The organism is Jongsikchunia kroppenstedtii DSM 45133 (genome assembly GCF_000380485.1).
Lineage (GTDB): Bacteria > Actinomycetota > Actinomycetes > Mycobacteriales > Mycobacteriaceae > Jongsikchunia > Jongsikchunia kroppenstedtii.
Window position 1 is genome coordinate 435476 of record NZ_AQYG01000051.1, and the last position, 16136, is coordinate 451611.

General features: G+C 68.3%; 13 protein-coding genes. 5 read left to right on the forward strand and 8 right to left on the reverse strand.

All coding sequences use genetic code 11. The features are described from left to right. Nucleotides 1–119: 119 nt before the first annotated feature. A complete protein-coding gene (locus G341_RS0120045) occupies nt 120–3191 on the forward strand; it encodes an MMPL/RND family transporter (protein ID WP_043452209.1) in 3072 nt (1023 codons plus the stop codon). Here G341_RS0120045 and G341_RS0120050 read toward each other — a convergent pair. From G341_RS0120050 to G341_RS22720, 3 genes are all read right to left on the reverse strand, one after another. Then, nucleotides 3157–3741 (reverse strand): TetR/AcrR family transcriptional regulator, encoded by a 585-nt coding sequence (locus G341_RS0120050; RefSeq protein WP_155827085.1) that lies wholly within the window; start codon nt 3739–3741, stop codon nt 3157–3159. The genes G341_RS0120045 and G341_RS0120050 overlap by 35 nt on opposite strands. Before the next feature lie 81 nt (nt 3742–3822). Continuing rightward, on the reverse strand, nt 3823–4296 hold the full coding sequence (gene soxR, locus G341_RS0120055) for a redox-sensitive transcriptional activator SoxR (RefSeq protein WP_018180969.1): 474 nt from the start codon (nt 4294–4296) through the stop codon (nt 3823–3825). A 1-nt stretch (nt 4297) separates the two neighbouring features. Beyond that, entirely contained in the window at nt 4298–5383 is a 1086-nt protein-coding gene (locus G341_RS22720; RefSeq protein WP_245557065.1) for an FUSC family protein, read from the reverse strand. 161 nt (nt 5384–5544) lie between these two features. Here G341_RS22720 and G341_RS0120065 point away from each other — a divergent pair, with 161 nt between their 5' ends. From G341_RS0120065 to rsgA, 4 genes are all read left to right on the forward strand, one after another. After that, nucleotides 5545–6438, forward strand: coding sequence for a LysR family transcriptional regulator (locus tag G341_RS0120065; RefSeq protein ID WP_018180971.1), 894 nt, complete (start codon nt 5545–5547; stop codon nt 6436–6438). 142 nt (nt 6439–6580) lie between these two features. Next, the gene (locus G341_RS0120070) at nt 6581–7765 is read left to right on the forward strand and encodes an NAD-dependent formate dehydrogenase (RefSeq protein WP_018180972.1); all 1185 of its coding nucleotides are present in this window, start codon (nt 6581–6583) and stop codon (nt 7763–7765) included. A 57-nt stretch (nt 7766–7822) separates the two neighbouring features. Next, entirely contained in the window at nt 7823–9121 is a 1299-nt protein-coding gene (gene aroA, locus G341_RS0120075; RefSeq protein WP_018180973.1) for a 3-phosphoshikimate 1-carboxyvinyltransferase, read from the forward strand. Next, nucleotides 9118–10113: a ribosome small subunit-dependent GTPase A gene (rsgA, locus tag G341_RS0120080; protein WP_026303941.1), complete on the forward strand. Its 996-nt coding sequence runs from the start codon at nt 9118–9120 to the stop codon at nt 10111–10113. The genes aroA and rsgA overlap by 4 nt, the downstream gene beginning before the upstream one ends. A 4-nt stretch (nt 10114–10117) precedes the next feature. On the opposite strand, the gene G341_RS0120085 is transcribed toward rsgA, so the two are convergent. The 5 genes from G341_RS0120085 to G341_RS0120105 form a co-directional block, all read right to left on the reverse strand. After that, a complete protein-coding gene (locus tag G341_RS0120085) occupies nt 10118–11332 on the reverse strand; it encodes a fatty acid desaturase family protein (protein WP_018180975.1) in 1215 nt (404 codons plus the stop codon). Between the two features lie 116 nt (nt 11333–11448). Next, nucleotides 11449–12711 carry a fatty acid desaturase family protein gene (locus G341_RS0120090; protein WP_018180976.1) on the reverse strand — a complete coding sequence of 421 codons (1263 nt, stop codon included), beginning with the start codon at nt 12709–12711 and terminating at the stop codon, nt 11449–11451. 94 nt (nt 12712–12805) lie between these two features. Beyond that, on the reverse strand, nt 12806–13924 hold the full coding sequence (locus G341_RS0120095) for a ferredoxin reductase (RefSeq protein ID WP_018180977.1): 1119 nt from the start codon (nt 13922–13924) through the stop codon (nt 12806–12808). A 173-nt stretch (nt 13925–14097) separates the two neighbouring features. Next, a complete protein-coding gene (locus tag G341_RS0120100; protein ID WP_018180978.1) occupies nt 14098–14685 on the reverse strand; it encodes a DUF6912 family protein in 588 nt (195 codons plus the stop codon). Beyond that, nucleotides 14682–16097: a wax ester/triacylglycerol synthase family O-acyltransferase gene (locus G341_RS0120105; RefSeq protein WP_026303942.1), complete on the reverse strand. Its 1416-nt coding sequence runs from the start codon at nt 16095–16097 to the stop codon at nt 14682–14684. The genes G341_RS0120100 and G341_RS0120105 overlap by 4 nt, the downstream gene beginning before the upstream one ends. Nucleotides 16098–16136: the final 39 nt, after the last annotated feature.

Consider the following 16136-nt stretch of genomic DNA (forward strand, 5'->3'; position numbering starts at 1 on the left):
CTCACGAACCATGCCATCGATCATTGACAAGGTTCGGCACCGCCGCTTACTCTCCACGAAGTTCTATGCACGGTGCATAGAACTGGATGCGGCGGCTCGCCGCGGATTCGAGGACGACCATGCATGGCGGATCGGCGATACTCAGGGGCATCGGCCGCTTCACGGGCCGCTACGCCTGGTGGATCATCGCCTTCTGGATCGCGCTCGCCGGCGTGCTCAATGTCGCGATCCCCCAGCTCGAGCAGACCGTATCCAAGCATTCCGCGCCCTTCCTGCCCGGCGACCTGCCCGGCAACGAGACGCTTCGGCAGATGTCGAAGGACTTCGGCGCGGCACCGTCGTCCGCCGTCGGCAGCATCGTCATGTCGGCGGATCGGCCGATCTCGCACCAGGACGATGCCTACTATCAGCGGCTGGTCGGCAGCCTGGTCGCCGACCACGACGCCGTCGCGTACGTGCTCGACATGTACGGCAAACCCGCTACCCGAGAGGTCGCGCTCAGCCCCGACAAGCAGGCGATCAATCTCGTGGTCGCGGCCCAGGGCGACGTCGGATCAACGCGCGCGCATCAGAGCACGAACGACATCCGCGACCTGATCCGGCAGGCTTCGCCGCCGCCCGGTCTCACCGTCAATTTCACCGGTGCCGCACCGACCCTCGCCGACGTGTTCCACTCGATCGACGTCTCGCTTCTCGTGATCACCGCGGTCTCGGTGGCGCTCATCACGATGCTGCTGCTCGCGGTCTACCGCTCGGTCGCCGCCGCGGGTGTCGCACTCGCCACGGTCGGCATCAGCCTCGCGGTCGGTCGCGCGGTCCTGTCGGCACTGGGCGCCAGCGATCTGCTCACCGTCTCCAACTTCACGATCGCCCTGGCAACCGCAATGGTGCTGGGCGCGACGACCGACTATGCGATCTTCCTCATCGCCGGCTATCACGAGTCGAGACGCCGCGACCGATCGGTCGGCGGAAGCGTCACGGCCGCGATCGATTCCGTCGGCGGCATCATCATCGCCTCGGCACTCACCATCGGGGCCGCCGGGATCTCCATGGCCTTCACCAAGATCGGCATGTTCAAGACCGCCGGTCCACCGATCGCGATCGCGATCGCCCTATCGCTCCTGATCTCCCTGACGCTGCCACCGGCCCTGATCACGGTGCTCGCGCGACGCGGACTCCTCGAACCGAGGCCATCGACCGAACGGCGCTGGCGCCATACCGGCGTCCGGATCGTGCGCCGCGCGATACCGCTCGCGATCGCGAGCCTGGTCGTGCTGATCGCCCTGTCCGCCGTGCTGTTCACGTTCCGGATGAACTTCGACGAGAACCGCGCCCAAGTCCACGACACCGACAGCAAACGCGGCTACGTCAATACCGAGAACCATTGGCATGCAAACGAAGCCGCCCCCGAATACCTGCTGGTTCGGTCCGACCACGACATGCGGAACACCGGCGACCTCGCGGCGCTCGAGTTGATGGCGAACGCGGTCGCGCAGGTGCCCGGGATCGCGTACGTGCGCTCCATCACCCGCCCGGACGGCATTCCGGTCGCCGAATCCGCGACCGGATATCAGACGAATGTCATTGGCGGACAGCTCGGCTCGGCGCATGAGCAACTGTCGGCGGCGTTGCCGCAGCTCCAGCAGCTGGCGTCAGGGGCGCGCCAGCTCGACGACGGCGCGGCGGCGGCCGCGGCGCAGCTTCCGGCGCTGACCGCGGGGACCGACCAGGTGGTAGCCATGGCCGGCAACGTGCTGGATTCGTATTCGACGGCCGAACGGATCGTGAATGCGTTGAGTTCGGGCACCTCCACGGTGCCGCAAGCGGTGGCCGATCTGCGCGCCGGCACCGACGGACTCGATCGAGTCCTGGCACAGGTCCGGACGAGCAGCGATCGGATGACGGGTGCCCTCGCGAACATCGACTCGGTATTCGCACCGCTCACCTCCGCCCAGCCCGCGCCGCAGTGCCTGATCGACCCGCAATGCATGCGGGCCCGCACGGCGTATCGCGATCTCAACGCCGCGACCGGCGGCCGCGCCGGGCAGGCCCTGGCCGCCGCCGCGACGGCGGCTGCGGCGCCGGCCTCCGCGAGTTCATTGGCTGCGGCTCTGCCCGACATGAGACAGGGGCTGGCCGGACTGCAGCGCCTCATCGACCAGATGGGCGGCCAATCACCGGATCAGATTCGGGCACAGCTGAATCAGCTGACCGACGGGATGAACCGGCTCACCGACGGCATGCGGCAACTGTCGTCCGGGCTGAATCAGGTCCGCGCGGGCACCGATCAGATGGCCGCGATGACCACCAAGCTCAATTCGGGACTGGGGCTCGCCTCCGACTATCTGACGACCATGTCCGAGCACACCACGACCGGACCCGGCCGCGGCTTCTATCTTCCGCCGCAGGCACTTTCCGACGCCCGGTTCGTCGACGGCGCCAAGCTGCTGATGTCGCCGGACGGCCGCAGTGCGCGAATGATGGTGGTGTGGAAGATCAATCCGTACAGCGCCACCGCGCTCGACCGAGTCGGCTCGCTCGCGACCGCCGCGCACCGCGCGGCCACCGGGACCGTGTTGTCCGACGCACACGTCTCCACCACCGGCCTATCGACGTTGTCGGCACAGATGCGCGACCAGGTGGTGCGTGACTTCGCCGTGTTCGCGGCGGTCGCGATCGTCATGGTGCTGCTGATCCTGATATTGCTCCTGCGTTCGCTAGTGGCGCCGCTGATCCTGGTGGGCACCGTGATCCTGTCGTTCGCAGCGGCGGCAGGCCTGTCGACGCTGTTGTGGCAGCACGTCATCGGCATCAATCTCGACTGGTCGGTACTGCCGGTGTCGTTCATGGCACTGGTCGCGGTCGGCGCGGACTACAGCATGCTGTTCGCCGCCCGCATTCGCGAGGAATCGAAGGACGGCATGATCCGCGGCATCATTCGCGGGTTCGGCAGCACCGGCAGCGTGATCACGACCGCCGGGCTGGTGTTCGCCGTGACGATGTTCGCCCTCACCACCGGCAGCACGTTCAATCTGATCCAGATCGGATCGACGATCGGGATCGGGCTGCTGCTCGACATCACCGTCGTCCGAACGATTCTCGTCCCCGCCGCGGTCGCTCTGCTCGGCGACCGCATCTGGTGGCCCGCCCGACGGATCAGCCCCGACGGGCCGCCGCCAGCGCCGCAGTGAGCCGGTCCTCCAGTTCGACGCCGACGACTTCGAGTGGCTCCAGGCTGCGCGCCGCACGGCACATGATGATTGCGCCTTCGATGGATGCGACCGCCAGGGTGGCGACCCGGTCGGCCTCTGCGTCGGGCACCCCGGACCGGCGCAGAGCCGCGGCGCACAGCGATTTCCATTCGCCGAAGGTCGCCGCGACGAGTTCCAGCAGCTCCGGGTCGGCGGTGGTGCCGCTGACCGTCACCGCCGCCACCGGGCAGCCGGCGTGAAAAACGCTGCCGGACAACATTTCTTTCCACACCCCGATGAATGCGCGCAGTCCCTGCGTCGGCGGCAGTTCGGACAGTCCGGCGACGACCGACGTCATCGCCTCGGCCGCCATCTCCGCCGCCTCGCGCACGATCTGGTCGCGACCGCCCGGAAAATGGTGATACACCGATCCGCGCGGCGCATGGCTGCGGCTGAGCACGGCGTCCACGGTCACGCCACCCGCGCCGCCCTCGTGGATTAGTTCGATGGCGGTGCCGAGCATGCGGCGCCGAGTGTCTCCACGCGCCACCGAAGCCTCCTCGCCTAGAAATACCGAAGATATGCTACGTGCATATCCGCCGCCGTATTGCGGACTTCGGAACGACTCCCTTCAGGCCGACTCGTCGACCAACGGATCGAAGATCCGCTGCGGTCCGGCCGCATGGTCGCCGAGTTCGTCCTTCGGGTTGGCCAGTACACAGGTCGACAACGACAGGCAGCCGCAGCCGATGCAGTCGGTGAGATTGTCACGCAGCCGCGTCAGCTCCTCGATACGTGACGTCAGATCGGTCTCCCAGGACTTCGATAGTCGCGCCCAATCGCGACGCGTCGGCGTGCGCTCGGCCGGCAGTTCGTCGAGTGCCCGTTTGATCATCGCCAGCGGGATGCCGACGCGCTGCGAGATCCGGATGAATGCCACCCGGCGCAGGACATCGCGGCTGTATCGCCGCTGGTTCCCGGCGGTGCGGCGGCTCGAGATGAGCCCCTGCCGCTCGTAGAAATGCAGCGCCGACACCGCGACGCCGCTGCGGTGGGCCAACTGCCCGACCGAGAACTCGCGAACCTGCACCGTCATGGCGCCCATGCTACGAGCGCACGGAACGACCGGCGTGACACCCGACGCGCGCAGCGCCGTCGGCAGCCGTTTCGGCGGCCGCCGACGAGCAGCCGCGCCCGCGCACCAGAACGGCGACCACGACCCCGGCGGCCACGCCGATCAGCGTGTCCAACCCGCGATAGCCCACCAGCTGCATCGGGTCGGCCGGATCGGCGAGCTCGCACATCAACATGATCAGCGGCGTGAAGAACCCGATGGCCACGGCATAGTGCCGGGCCATGAAGAGCTCGGTCGGGAACAGCAGCGCGACCATCAGCGCCGCGAGCGCCCACGGCGGCAGGTCCGCGGCGAGGACCGCGGCAGTCAGGACGAGCCCGGCACACGTCCCGGCGACTCGATGACCGGCCCGGGACAGCACCGGGCGGATCTCGCCGGCGGCGGGTCCGCCGATGCCGATGACCGCTAGGGGCACGGCGGCCGAGGCCATCGCCCAGTTCGCGTGGGCGAAGCCGAGGAAGACGCCGACGCCACCCGCGGCGGCGATGGCGATGCCGTATCGGGTCGCATGCACCCACGCTCCCGGCGGGACTCCGCACGACGCCGGTCGATCGTCGCGGCTGCCCGGCACACCGACCGCCCCGATCACGACGGCCAGAGCCGCGGTTGCCGCACAGATCGCGAGGGCGACAACGGGGTCGACCACACCGGCCGGGACGACGGCGGTCGCGCCGAGCGCGAACAGGAAGAAGAACGGTCCCGCCGGGCGCAGCCCGCACGCGTCCGCCACCACCGAACCCGCCATCGCGAATCCGATCTCGACGACGACCAGCACCCACGTGGGCACCGCCAGGTTCGACAACGACACCCCGACCGCGACGCCGACCGTCAGCAGGACGGCCGCCTGCATCTGATGCCGCCGCCGCAGGCGCGCCGTCTCACCGCGTCCGTACATCCCGGCAAACGCACCGAACACCGCGAAGATCATCAGCTCGGGTCGCCCGGTCGTCAGCAGCACGGTTGCCGGGGCCAACAGCCCGACGGCCACCCGCAGCGCGTGGAAGTGGTCCTGGCCGTCGGGCCGCAGCGCGGGGCGCGCGCGATTCCCTCGGTCCACCGGCCCACTCCGCTTCTCGCTCGATTCTCCGAATGCCTTCGGTATCGACATCCGGGCCGGTCGGCCGGCGAACCCATCGTCAACCGCCGGTCGGCCGCCCGTCCAAGACGGAACATCGTCGTGTTGATAGGCACGGCCTATCACCCGTGGTAGAACGGGTCATGCTGTTTCGTCAGCTCGAATACTTCGTCGCGCTGGCGCGCGAACGACACTTCGCCCGCGCGGCCGCCGCCTGCTATGTCTCGCAGCCGGCCCTGTCGGAGGCGATCCGCAAACTCGAACGCGAGCTGAAGGTGCCGTTGGTCGTGCGCGGATCGAGCTTTCAGGGCCTGACCCCCGAGGGCGAGCGCCTGGTGATCTGGGCGCGCCGGATCCTCGCCGACCGCGACGCGCTCGAAGACGAGGTCACCGCGATGCGTGTCGGCCTGACCGGCGAGTTGCGTCTGGGGGTGGTACCCGCCGCGGCCACCCGCGTGGCACTCCTCGTCGACCCGTTCTGCACCGAACACCCGCTGGTGCACGTGCGAGTCGACGCCGGACTGCGCTCGGCCGACATCGTCGACCGGATCCGGCGTTTCGAACTCGACGCCGGCCTCGTCTACACCGACGGCATCGACCTCACCGGGCTCGAGATCACCGAGCTGTACGAAGAACGACACGTCCTCGTCGTGAGCGCTGCACTGCTTCCCGACCACGGACCGATCGGCTGGACGGACGTGGCCGCGCTGCCGATGTGCCTGCTGCACAAGGGAATGCGGGGACGGGATCGGGTCGACGAAGCCGCGCGCGAACATGACGTCGCCATCGTCCCCCGTCTCGAGACCGACTCGGTCGCGACCCTGCTGGCCGCGGTCGAGACCGGCCGATTCGCCAGCATCGTGCCGGCGGGCTGGTTCGCGGTCACCCGGCCGCCGCGCGGCACTCGCGTCCTCGAACTCGACGGCGCCGCACTGCGCGCGCCGGTGGCGCTGGTCCGCGGGGCCGGCGAGCCGGCCCCGGTGCTGGCGCGGGCGTTCGAGACCACCGCCCGGGCCGTGCCACCGGACCGCCGCTGACCAGCGGTGATCGACGTCGCCTATCCGCCGGTCGGAATTCGGTCATAGCCCATCCGCGGCCACCCGACGCAGACTTGAAATGCCTACGAACAGAAGGCGTTCCGGCGGCCCATCACGCCGCCACTCTACGAAGGAGTGATCAATGGCGAAGATCCTGTGCGTGCTCTACCCCGACCCGGTGACCGGTTATCCGCCCGTCTACGCCCGCGATTCGATCCCGACGATCGCCGCGTATCCGGACGGCCAGACGGCGCCGTCGCCGTCGGCGATCGACTTCACGCCCGGAGAACTGCTCGGCTGCGTATCCGGCGAACTGGGACTGCGCACATACCTGGAGGCCGCCGGCCACGAACTGGTCGTCACCTCGGACAAAGACGGACCCGACTCCGTCTTTGAACGAGAACTGCCGGACGCCGATGTCGTCATCTCCCAGCCGTTCTGGCCCGCATACCTGGATGCCGATCGGATTGCGAAGGCCCCCAAGCTCAAGCTCGCGCTGACCGCCGGGATCGGTTCGGACCATGTCGATCTCGACGCCGCCATCAAGCACGGCATCACCGTCGCCGAAGTGACCTTCTGCAACAGCATCAGCGTCGCCGAACACGCGGTCATGCAGGTCCTCGCGCTGGTGCGCAACTACCTGCCGTCGCATCAGTGGGTGGTCGACGGCGGATGGAACATCGCCGACTGCGCGGAGCGGTCCTATGACCTCGAAGGGTTCGACGTCGGCGTGATCGCCGCCGGGCGCATCGGGCAGGCCGTGCTGCGACGGCTGCAGCCGTTCGACGTCAACCTGCACTACTTCGACACCCGACGGTTGCCGGAGGAGCTCGAGAAGGAGCTCGGCCTCACCTACCACCCGGATGTTCATTCGCTGGTGCGGTCGGTCGACATCGTCGATATCCACGCCCCACTGCACCCGCAGACCTACCACATGTTCGACAGCAACATGATCAACTCGATGCGCCGCGGCTCCTACATCGTCAACACCGCCCGCGCCGAGATCATGGTTCGTGACGACGTCGTCTCCGCGCTGAACAGCGGCCAGCTGGCCGGCTACGCGGGCGACGTCTGGTATCCACAGCCGCCGGCGCCCGACCACCCGTGGCGCACCATGCCGCATGAGGCCATGACGCCGCACATCTCGGGCACCTCGCTGTCAGCCCAGGCCCGATACGCGGCGGGTACCCGCGAGATCCTGGAGTCGTTCTTCGCACAGCAGCCGATCCGCGACGAGTACCTGATCGTCGAGGGCGGTGCCCTCGCCGGCACCGGCGCCAAGTCGTACACCGCCGACGGCAAGGCCAGTCCCGGCAGCGGCAGCTGAGTCGATTCCGTTGCGGCGTCGGCCCGGCGCCGCAACGAGACGTGAAAGACTGGGGGCGTGCAACTGTGGAACGCGCCGGTGGCGCCCGGGCCGATCGAGGCAGAAGTCGATGTTCCCGGATCCAAGTCCATCACCAACCGGGCGCTGATCCTGGCCGCGCTCGCGGACGGCCCATCGACCCTGACCGGCGTGCTGCGCAGCCGCGACACCGATCTGATGCTCGACGCGCTGAGCGCGCTCGGCGTCGGCGTCCACCCCGCCGACGGCACGCAGGGCACCACGATCACCATCGCCCCCGCGCCGCTGCACGGGGCGACGGTCGACTGCGGCCTGGCCGGCACGGTGATGCGATTCCTGCCACCGGCCGCCGCCCTGGCGACCGGCACGGTCGACTTCGACGGTGACGAACAGGCCCGCACCCGCCCGCTCGGCACCGTGCTCGACGCGCTCCGCGGACTCGGCGTCGCAGTGACCGGCAATGGCCTGCCCTTCCGGGTCGAAGGCACGGGCGCCGCCGATGGCGGCGAGGTGACCATCGATGCGTCCGCATCGTCGCAGTTCGTCTCCGGCCTGCTGCTGTCCGCCGCCCGGTATCGCCGCGGAATCACGGTGCGGCACAGCGGCAAACCGGTGCCGTCGATGCCGCATATCGAGATGACCGTCGACATGCTGGAGACCGCCGGAGTCCGCATCGACACCGCGACCCCCGACGTGTGGGCGGTGGCCCCCGGACCGATCGCCGCCGTCGACTGGGTGATCGAACCCGACCTGTCCAATGCCGCAGCATTTCTCGCGGCCGCGGTCGCGACCGGCGGCACCGTGCGCGTACCCCGCTGGCCCGAGCGCACCACCCAGCCGGGCGCGCAAATCGTCGACGTCTTCCGCGAGATGGGCGCCACCGCAACACTTGTCGACGGGCTACTGTCGGTCACCGGCGGCGGCACCATCGGCCCGCTCACCCGGGACCTGCGCGATATCGGCGAACTCACGCCGACCATCGCCGCGCTCTGCGCGATCGCCGACGGCGTCTCCGAACTGTCCGGCATCGCCCATCTGCGCGGACACGAGACCGACCGGCTCTCCGCGCTGTCGACCGAGATCAACCGGCTCGGCGGCGACTGCACCGAGACGTCGGACGGGCTCCGCATCGTCGGTCACGGGCGCAGCGGCCTGCACGGCGGCACCTGGCTCAGCTACGCCGATCATCGAATGGCCACCGCCGGAGCGCTTCTCGGCCTGGTCACCGCCGACGTCGCTATCGAGAACGTCGCCACCACCGCGAAGACACTGCCCGACTTTCCCGCCATGTGGGCGGCAATGGCAGGGCGTGCCGACACCGATGAGGCGCAGCCCTGAGCCCACGCGAGTACGACGAGACCGATGTCCGGGTGCGACCGGGCAAGGGCAGCCGTCCGCGCACCAAGAACCGTCCCACCCATGCCGACGCCTCCACCGGCATGGTGGTGTCCGTCGACCGCGGGCGGTGGGGCTGCGCTCTCGACGGCGACCCCGACAGGATCATCGTCTGCATGCGCGCCCGCGAACTCGGCCGCACCCCGATCGTGGTCGGCGACGAGGTTTCGGTGGTCGGCGATCGCAGCGGCAAGACCGATACTCTGGCCCGTATCGTGCGCGTCGCGGATCGGCGAACAGTGTTGCGCCGCACCGCCGACGACACCGACCCCTACGAGCGGATCGTCGTCGCCAACGCCGACCAGCTGCTGATCGTCACCGCGCTGGCCGACCCGCCGCCGCGGACCGGCTTCGTCGAGCGCGCCCTGGCCGCGGCCTATGTCGGCGGCCTGACCCCCGTGCTGTGCCTGACGAAATCCGACCTGGCCGATCCGGCCGAGTTCACCGCGGCCTTCGCCGATCTCGACCTGCCGGTGATCCTCGCCGGGGTCGCCGATCCGCTCGCCGCAGCGCAGTCCACCCTGGCGGGCAAGGTCACCGCTTTGATCGGCCATTCCGGCGTCGGCAAGTCAACACTGGTGAACCGTCTTGTGCCCGAGGCTGATCGCGCGACCTCGGCGGTATCGGCCGTCGGCAAGGGCCGGCACACCTCCACGCAGTCGCTGGCGCTGCCGCTCCCCGCGGACGAGGGCGGCTGGGTGATCGACACGCCCGGCATTCGGTCCTTCGGTCTGGCGCACGTGTCGCCTGACGATGTGGTCCAGGCGTTCGACGACCTGCGCGACGCGATCGACGAATGTCCGCGGGGCTGTACGCATCTCGGGCCGCCCGCCGATCCGGAATGTGCGCTCGATCGACTGACCGGGCATGCCCATCGGCGCGCGATGGCGGTACGCGGCCTGCTCGCCTCGCTCTCCGCGGCGCCGACCTATTAGCTGACTACCGAGAGCGTCGGCGGCGAAGTTCTTTGGCGCGGGCCTTGGCATCCGCGATCGCCGTCTTCAGGCCACGCCGTGGAGCGATGCCGCGGAACCTCAGCTCCGAGGCGGTCTCCGGCGCATCGTCGGCAGTCGCGGTGAGGAACCGGTCAGGCAGGGCAAGCTTGCCGATGGTGCGGAACGACTGCCAGTACTGCACCAGGATCGGCCCGGTGGTGTACGGCAGGTCGTACTTGTCGCAGAGCTGCCGCACGCGGATGCCGATCTCGGCGTAGCGGTTGCTCGGCAGGTCCGGATACAGGTGGTGCTCGATCTGGTAGCAGAGGTTGCCCGACATGAAGGCCATCGTCGGCCCCGCATTGAAGTTCGCGGTGCCGAGCATCTGGCGCAGGTACCACTCCGCGCGGGTCTCGTTCTCGACGTCCTGCTCGGTGAATTTCTCCGCGCCGTCGGGAAAGTGGCCGCAGAAGATCACCAGGTAGGCCCATAGATTGCGGACCAGATTCGCCGTGAGGTTCGCCTTGATGGTCGATCGCCAGGCCGGCCCGGACAGCGCGGGGAACAGGACGTAGTCCTTGCCCAGCTGCCGAGCGATCTTCTTGCCGAACTTCTTGACCTCCGGGCCCGCCTCATCCCACGGCTTGCGGCCCGCCACCACATCGGCGAGCTCGAGGTCGTGCAGACCGATGCCCCACTCGAATGTCGTTGCCAGGAACAGGTTTCCGACCGGCTGGATCAGCCGCTTGGGCTGCCACTGTTCGTCCCGGGTGACCCGCAGCATCCGGTAGCCCACGTCATGGTCCATGCCGACGATGTTCGTGTACTTGTGGTGGACGACGTTGTGCGAATGCTTCCAGTGGTCCGACGCGCAGACCATGTCCCACTCCCACGAGGAGGAGTGGACCTCGGGATCGTTCATCCAGTCCCACTGCCCGTGCATCACGTTGTGCCCGAGCTCCATGTTCTCGATGATCTTCGACAACGAGAGCATGGTGGTGCCGGCCAGCCAAGCCAGGCGATTCTTGCTGCCCAGCAGCGCGACCCGACCACCGACCTCGAGCAGCCGCTGTGCCCGGATGGTGTTGCGCAGATACCGGGCGTCGCGTTCGCCGCGATCCGACTCGATCTCCCGCCGCAACGCGTCCAGCTCAGCACCCAGGGCCTCGACGTCCGCCTCGGTGAGGTGGGCGTATTCCTTGATGTCAGTGATGGCCACGCGCTGGCTTTCGGTCGGTACGGGTGTCTATTCGATTGTCCAATGCGCTGGCGATTTAGAGCAACCGTCCAGTAGCCGCGGCGCGTGCGACCGTCGTCACAGCACGCCCGCAGGCATCACACCGACGCGCGAACGCTCCGGCGATCCCGCACCCGCGCGATCGCGGTCCGCAGGCCCTTGCGCCGACCGGTGACCGGATCGACCGTCGACACCAGCCGCTCCTCGGCGTGCGTCTTGAACCGCGCCTCGGACGCGGTCTCCGGCGCGTTGTCGGCCGTGTCGGTGAGGTACTTGTCCGGCAGCGACAGCTTCGCGATGGTCCGCCACGACTTGGCGTACTGCACCGGGAACGAGCCCGTGGTGTACGGCAGGTCGTACTTGTCGCACAGCGCCTGCACGCGGATGGAGATCTCCGGCAGCCGGTTGCTCGGCAGATCCGGGAAGATGTGGTGCTCGATCTGGTACGACAGGTTGCCACTCATGAAGCCGAGCACGGGGCCGGCCTTGAAGTTGGCGCTGCCCAGCATCTGGCGCAGGTACCACTCGCCCTGCGTCTCGCTGTCGACGTCCTGCTTGGTGAACTTCTCGGCACCGTCCGGGAAGTGTCCGCAGAAGATGACCGCGTTGGTCCACACATTGCGAATCACGTTGGCCAGCAGTGCCGCAGTGATCGCCTTGCGCACCGAGCGCCGCGACCGGGTAACACCGCCGACGAGCGCCGGGTAGGCGACGTAGTCCTTGGCGACCTGCTTGCCGATCTTCTTGCCGACGTCGCGCAGATCCTGCTGGAACTTCTCTTTGTCGTGCTTGCCGGCCGCGACCTTGCCCAGCTCCAGATGCTGGATCGCGACGCCGTATTCGAACGCCAGCGCCAGTAGCAGATTGTAGGCCAGGTTGCCGTAATAGAAAGGGCGCCAACGCTGGTCACGGGTGACGCGCAGCAGGCCGTAGCCCACATCGTCATCCATGCCCAGCACGTTGGTGTACTTGTGATGGATGTAGTTGTGGGTGTGCTTCCAGTGCGCCGACGGGTCGGTGTTGTCCCATTCCCAACTGGTGGAATGGATTTCGGGATCGTTCATCCAGTCCCACTGCCCGTGCATCACATTGTGGCCGAGCTCCATGTTGTCGATGATCTTCGAGACACCGAGGGTCACCGCACCGGCCCACCACATCTTGCGTTTGCCGGCGCCGAAGATCATGGCGCGCCCGGCGAGCTCCAGCCCGCGGTGCAGCCGGATGGTGTTGCGGATGTAGCGCGCATCGCGCTCGCCGCGGTCGGCCTCGATGTCGCGACGGATCGCGTCGAGCTCGGCACCCAGCGCCAAGACGTCAGCCTCGGTGAGATGCGCGTATTCGGGAATATCTGTGATCGCCACTCGAACTCCTGCCCCCGGTCATGCTTACCTACGTAAGCGTAGGTTACGTGACCGTAGGTTATCTAGTCGGTGCGGCCCAAATCACAGATCCGGACTAAACGTCCAGCGTGCAGTCACCCGCCGCGATGCTGATGCAGGTCTGCACGCGTTCGCCCTCAACATGTTCGGCACCGTTGCGCAGGTCGCGGACGGCCCCCTTGCTGAGGGTCACGACACAGCTCTGACAGATGCCCATCCGGCAACCGAACGGCATCTGCACACCCACGCGCTCGCCCGCTTCGAGCAGGGTGGTGGCGCCGTCGACCTCGGCGGTGCGGTCGGTGGCCGCGAAGGTGACCGTGCCGCCGGCGGCGCCGACCGCGCCGCGTTCCAGGACGAACTTCTCGATATGCAGATGATCCGCCGCGCCGGCCTGCTCCCACTGGCGACCCAACGCATTCATGAACGCCGGCGGGCCGCAGGCCCACGTCTGCCGCTCGGCCCAATCGGGGCACAGCTCATCGATCTTCGCGTCGTCGAGCTTGCCGGCGGCCCTGGTGAATTGGCGATGCAGGATGATCATGCCCTGGCTCTCGAATCGCTCCAGCTCCTCCGCGAACATCACGTCGAGGGCCGTGGGTGCCGAATGGATCAGCACGATATCGGTGTGCTGCCGCCGACGCTCCATGGTCCGCAGCATCGACATGATCGGCGTGATGCCGCTGCCGGCCGTGATGAAGAGCAGCTTGGCGGGCAACGGATCCGGCAGTACGAACTCGCCCTGCGGCGCCGCCAGCCGCACCACGGTCCCCGGGCGCAGGCCGGTCACCAGATGCTCGGATAGGAACCCCTCGGGCATCGCCTTGACGGTGATCGAGATCGTCTTGTCCGCGCCGCCGTCGTGCACTGGTGCGGACGTCAACGAATACGACCGCCATGTCCAGCGGCCCTCGATCAGCACGCCGATGCCGATGTACTGACCGGGCTGATAGTCGAACGAGAAGCCCCACCCCGGCTTGATCACGAGCGTGGCCGAGTCCGCAGTCTCCGGCCGCACCTGCACGACCTTGCCGCGCAGCTCCCGGGCCGACCACAGCGGGTTGATCAGGTGCAAGTAGTCGTCGGGCAGCAGCGGCGTGGTGATCCGGGCGGCGGCGGCGCGGATCACGTTCACCGACGGGTGCCGGGCGGCGACACCGCGCACCGGATCCTCGAATCGTTCGCGCCACCCCATGACCGGCCTCCTTGTGCGAGCTCTTTTCGCTAACCTACGGTTCCGTAGGTTTTGGCGGTAGGTTAGCGGATTCCGAGCGGTTCCACCAAGACGAGTGCGCTGACCGCAGCGGGCCGATCAGTCCGTGGTCAAGACGCTGACACCGAGAGAGAATCCCCCGCCGGCCCGTCGCGTCAGAGCAGTTCCACCAGGAACGGCAGCTCCTGTGTGGCGAACCAGGCAAGGTCGTGGTCGTCGGCATCGCCGATCGCGAGCTCGGCGTCTTCGTCGCCGAGGTCGGCCGCATCGATCAGCTCGATTGCCCGCGCGATCACCGGTTCCGCCTCGGCCCCGTCGACCAGCACCGAGACGATCTGTTCGCGCGAGACCGCACCGGCGATCTTCACGACCGCGGCATCGAGGTCCGGGCGCGGGTTCGCTTCGTCGACATCCGCAACGACCACCACGCGCCGACGCGCGAACGCGGCCGCCGCTGCCGCGGATTCGTCCGGCTCGGACGCCGGATCCTCCGCATCGGTGTCCGCGCTGGTCGCGCCCTCGATCGCCAACAGCCGCAGCGAGGCCCGCGCCGCGTCCCGCTGCGCGACCTCGGCGAGTTCTTCGTCGTCGCCGGCGGCATAGGCCTCTCGCAGTGCCGCGGTGACCGCGAAGGCGGTGCCGCCGAGGACCGGGATCTGGTCGGTGTCGACCAGTGAGGTCACGATCCGCAGCGTGGACGGGATGTATACGCGCTGTGCCCCGGCCGAATCTCCGTCGCTCATTTGCGTGCTCCCGCCACCAGCTCGTCGAAGGACTCGGTCAGATAGTCCGTCATCACGCCCAGATCCCACATCGCGGTGCGATCGGCGTTGAAACCGAAGTGGATCTCGCCGTCGTAGGTGGTCACGCCCACCGACAGCGCCCGGTCGGGCACCCGTACCGGCACCGGCACGATCGCCGCAATCCTGTTGCCCGCCAGGTATTGCGGCGACACCGGCCCGCGCGCGATGGTGATGGGCAGGTTGAACGACCGGCGCGACATCGAAGCCGCCGCCCGCGCACTCATCGCGTGGAAGGTTGCTGGACCGACCTCGTAGTTCAGCCAGGACTCCGCCGATCCCGACGACATCCGGCGCGGCGAGCGGGCGTGTCGCTGAGTCAGCTGGGCGACCTGCGAGAGCCGCACCAGCGCATTGGGTTCGCCGACCGGGAGGTCGGTGACGAACCCCTGCAGACCACCGGCCGCCCACTCGGTCTCCCGGGCCGGCGGCACATTCTCCGGAAAAGCCTTGAGCGGCACCAGCGCCCGGACGCTGACCGTCTGATCGAGCGTCTGGTCACGCGACAGCAGCCACCGCCGCAGCGCGCCGGCGATCGTCGCCAGCAGGACGTCGCTGACGCTGCAACCGAATTGTTCGGCCACCTCGCTCGCGTCGGCACCCGAACAGGTGGCGACCGTGAAAAGACTTGTCCCGGTGGTGGACCCGTTCAGTGGACTGCGCGGTGCGGTGCCAGTAGCGAGCTGCATGACCGACCCGACCCGCCGCGCGGAATCGGCGACCAGCCCGCCGACCGCACCCACCGGCCCCGACGATGCGCGGACCCGGTCGAGCATCTCGAGCGGACGCACGAGTGCATCGCCCACGGCGCCGACCATCAACTCCGCCCGACCGGGTTCGCGAGCGGGCAGCCACAGGTCCTCGGGCAGCTCCGACGGCTGGCGCGCGTCATCGACGATCACCTGGTTGATCTCCAGGGCATCGTGCCCCGATACCAGGGAACGATGCGTCTTGGTGAGCACGGCGAGCCGGTTCTCGCGGAGCCCCTCGACCAGATACATCTCCCACAGCGGACGGCCCGGCTCCAGCGGCCGGGACATCAGCCGCGCGACCAGGTCGTGCAGCTGCTCATCCGACCCCGGCTCGGGAAGCGCCGAACGCCGAACGTGATAGGTGATGTCGAATTCGGCGTCGTCGACCCAGACCGGTCGGCCGAGGCCGAGGGTGATCTCGCGAATCAGCTTGCGATAGCGCGGGACGAGTTGCAGCCGGGACTCGACGGTGCGCAGCAGTTCCTGGTAGTCCAGGCCGCCCTCGCGCCGGTCGACGATCAGCAGCGATCCCACCTGACTGCTGGCGCCCCGGTCGTCCTGGTAGTAGAAGACCGAATCCTGCGGCGAGAGTCGGGTCACCATCGGCACCCGCCTGCCCGCCGGTCCCCACCGGTCGTCGCC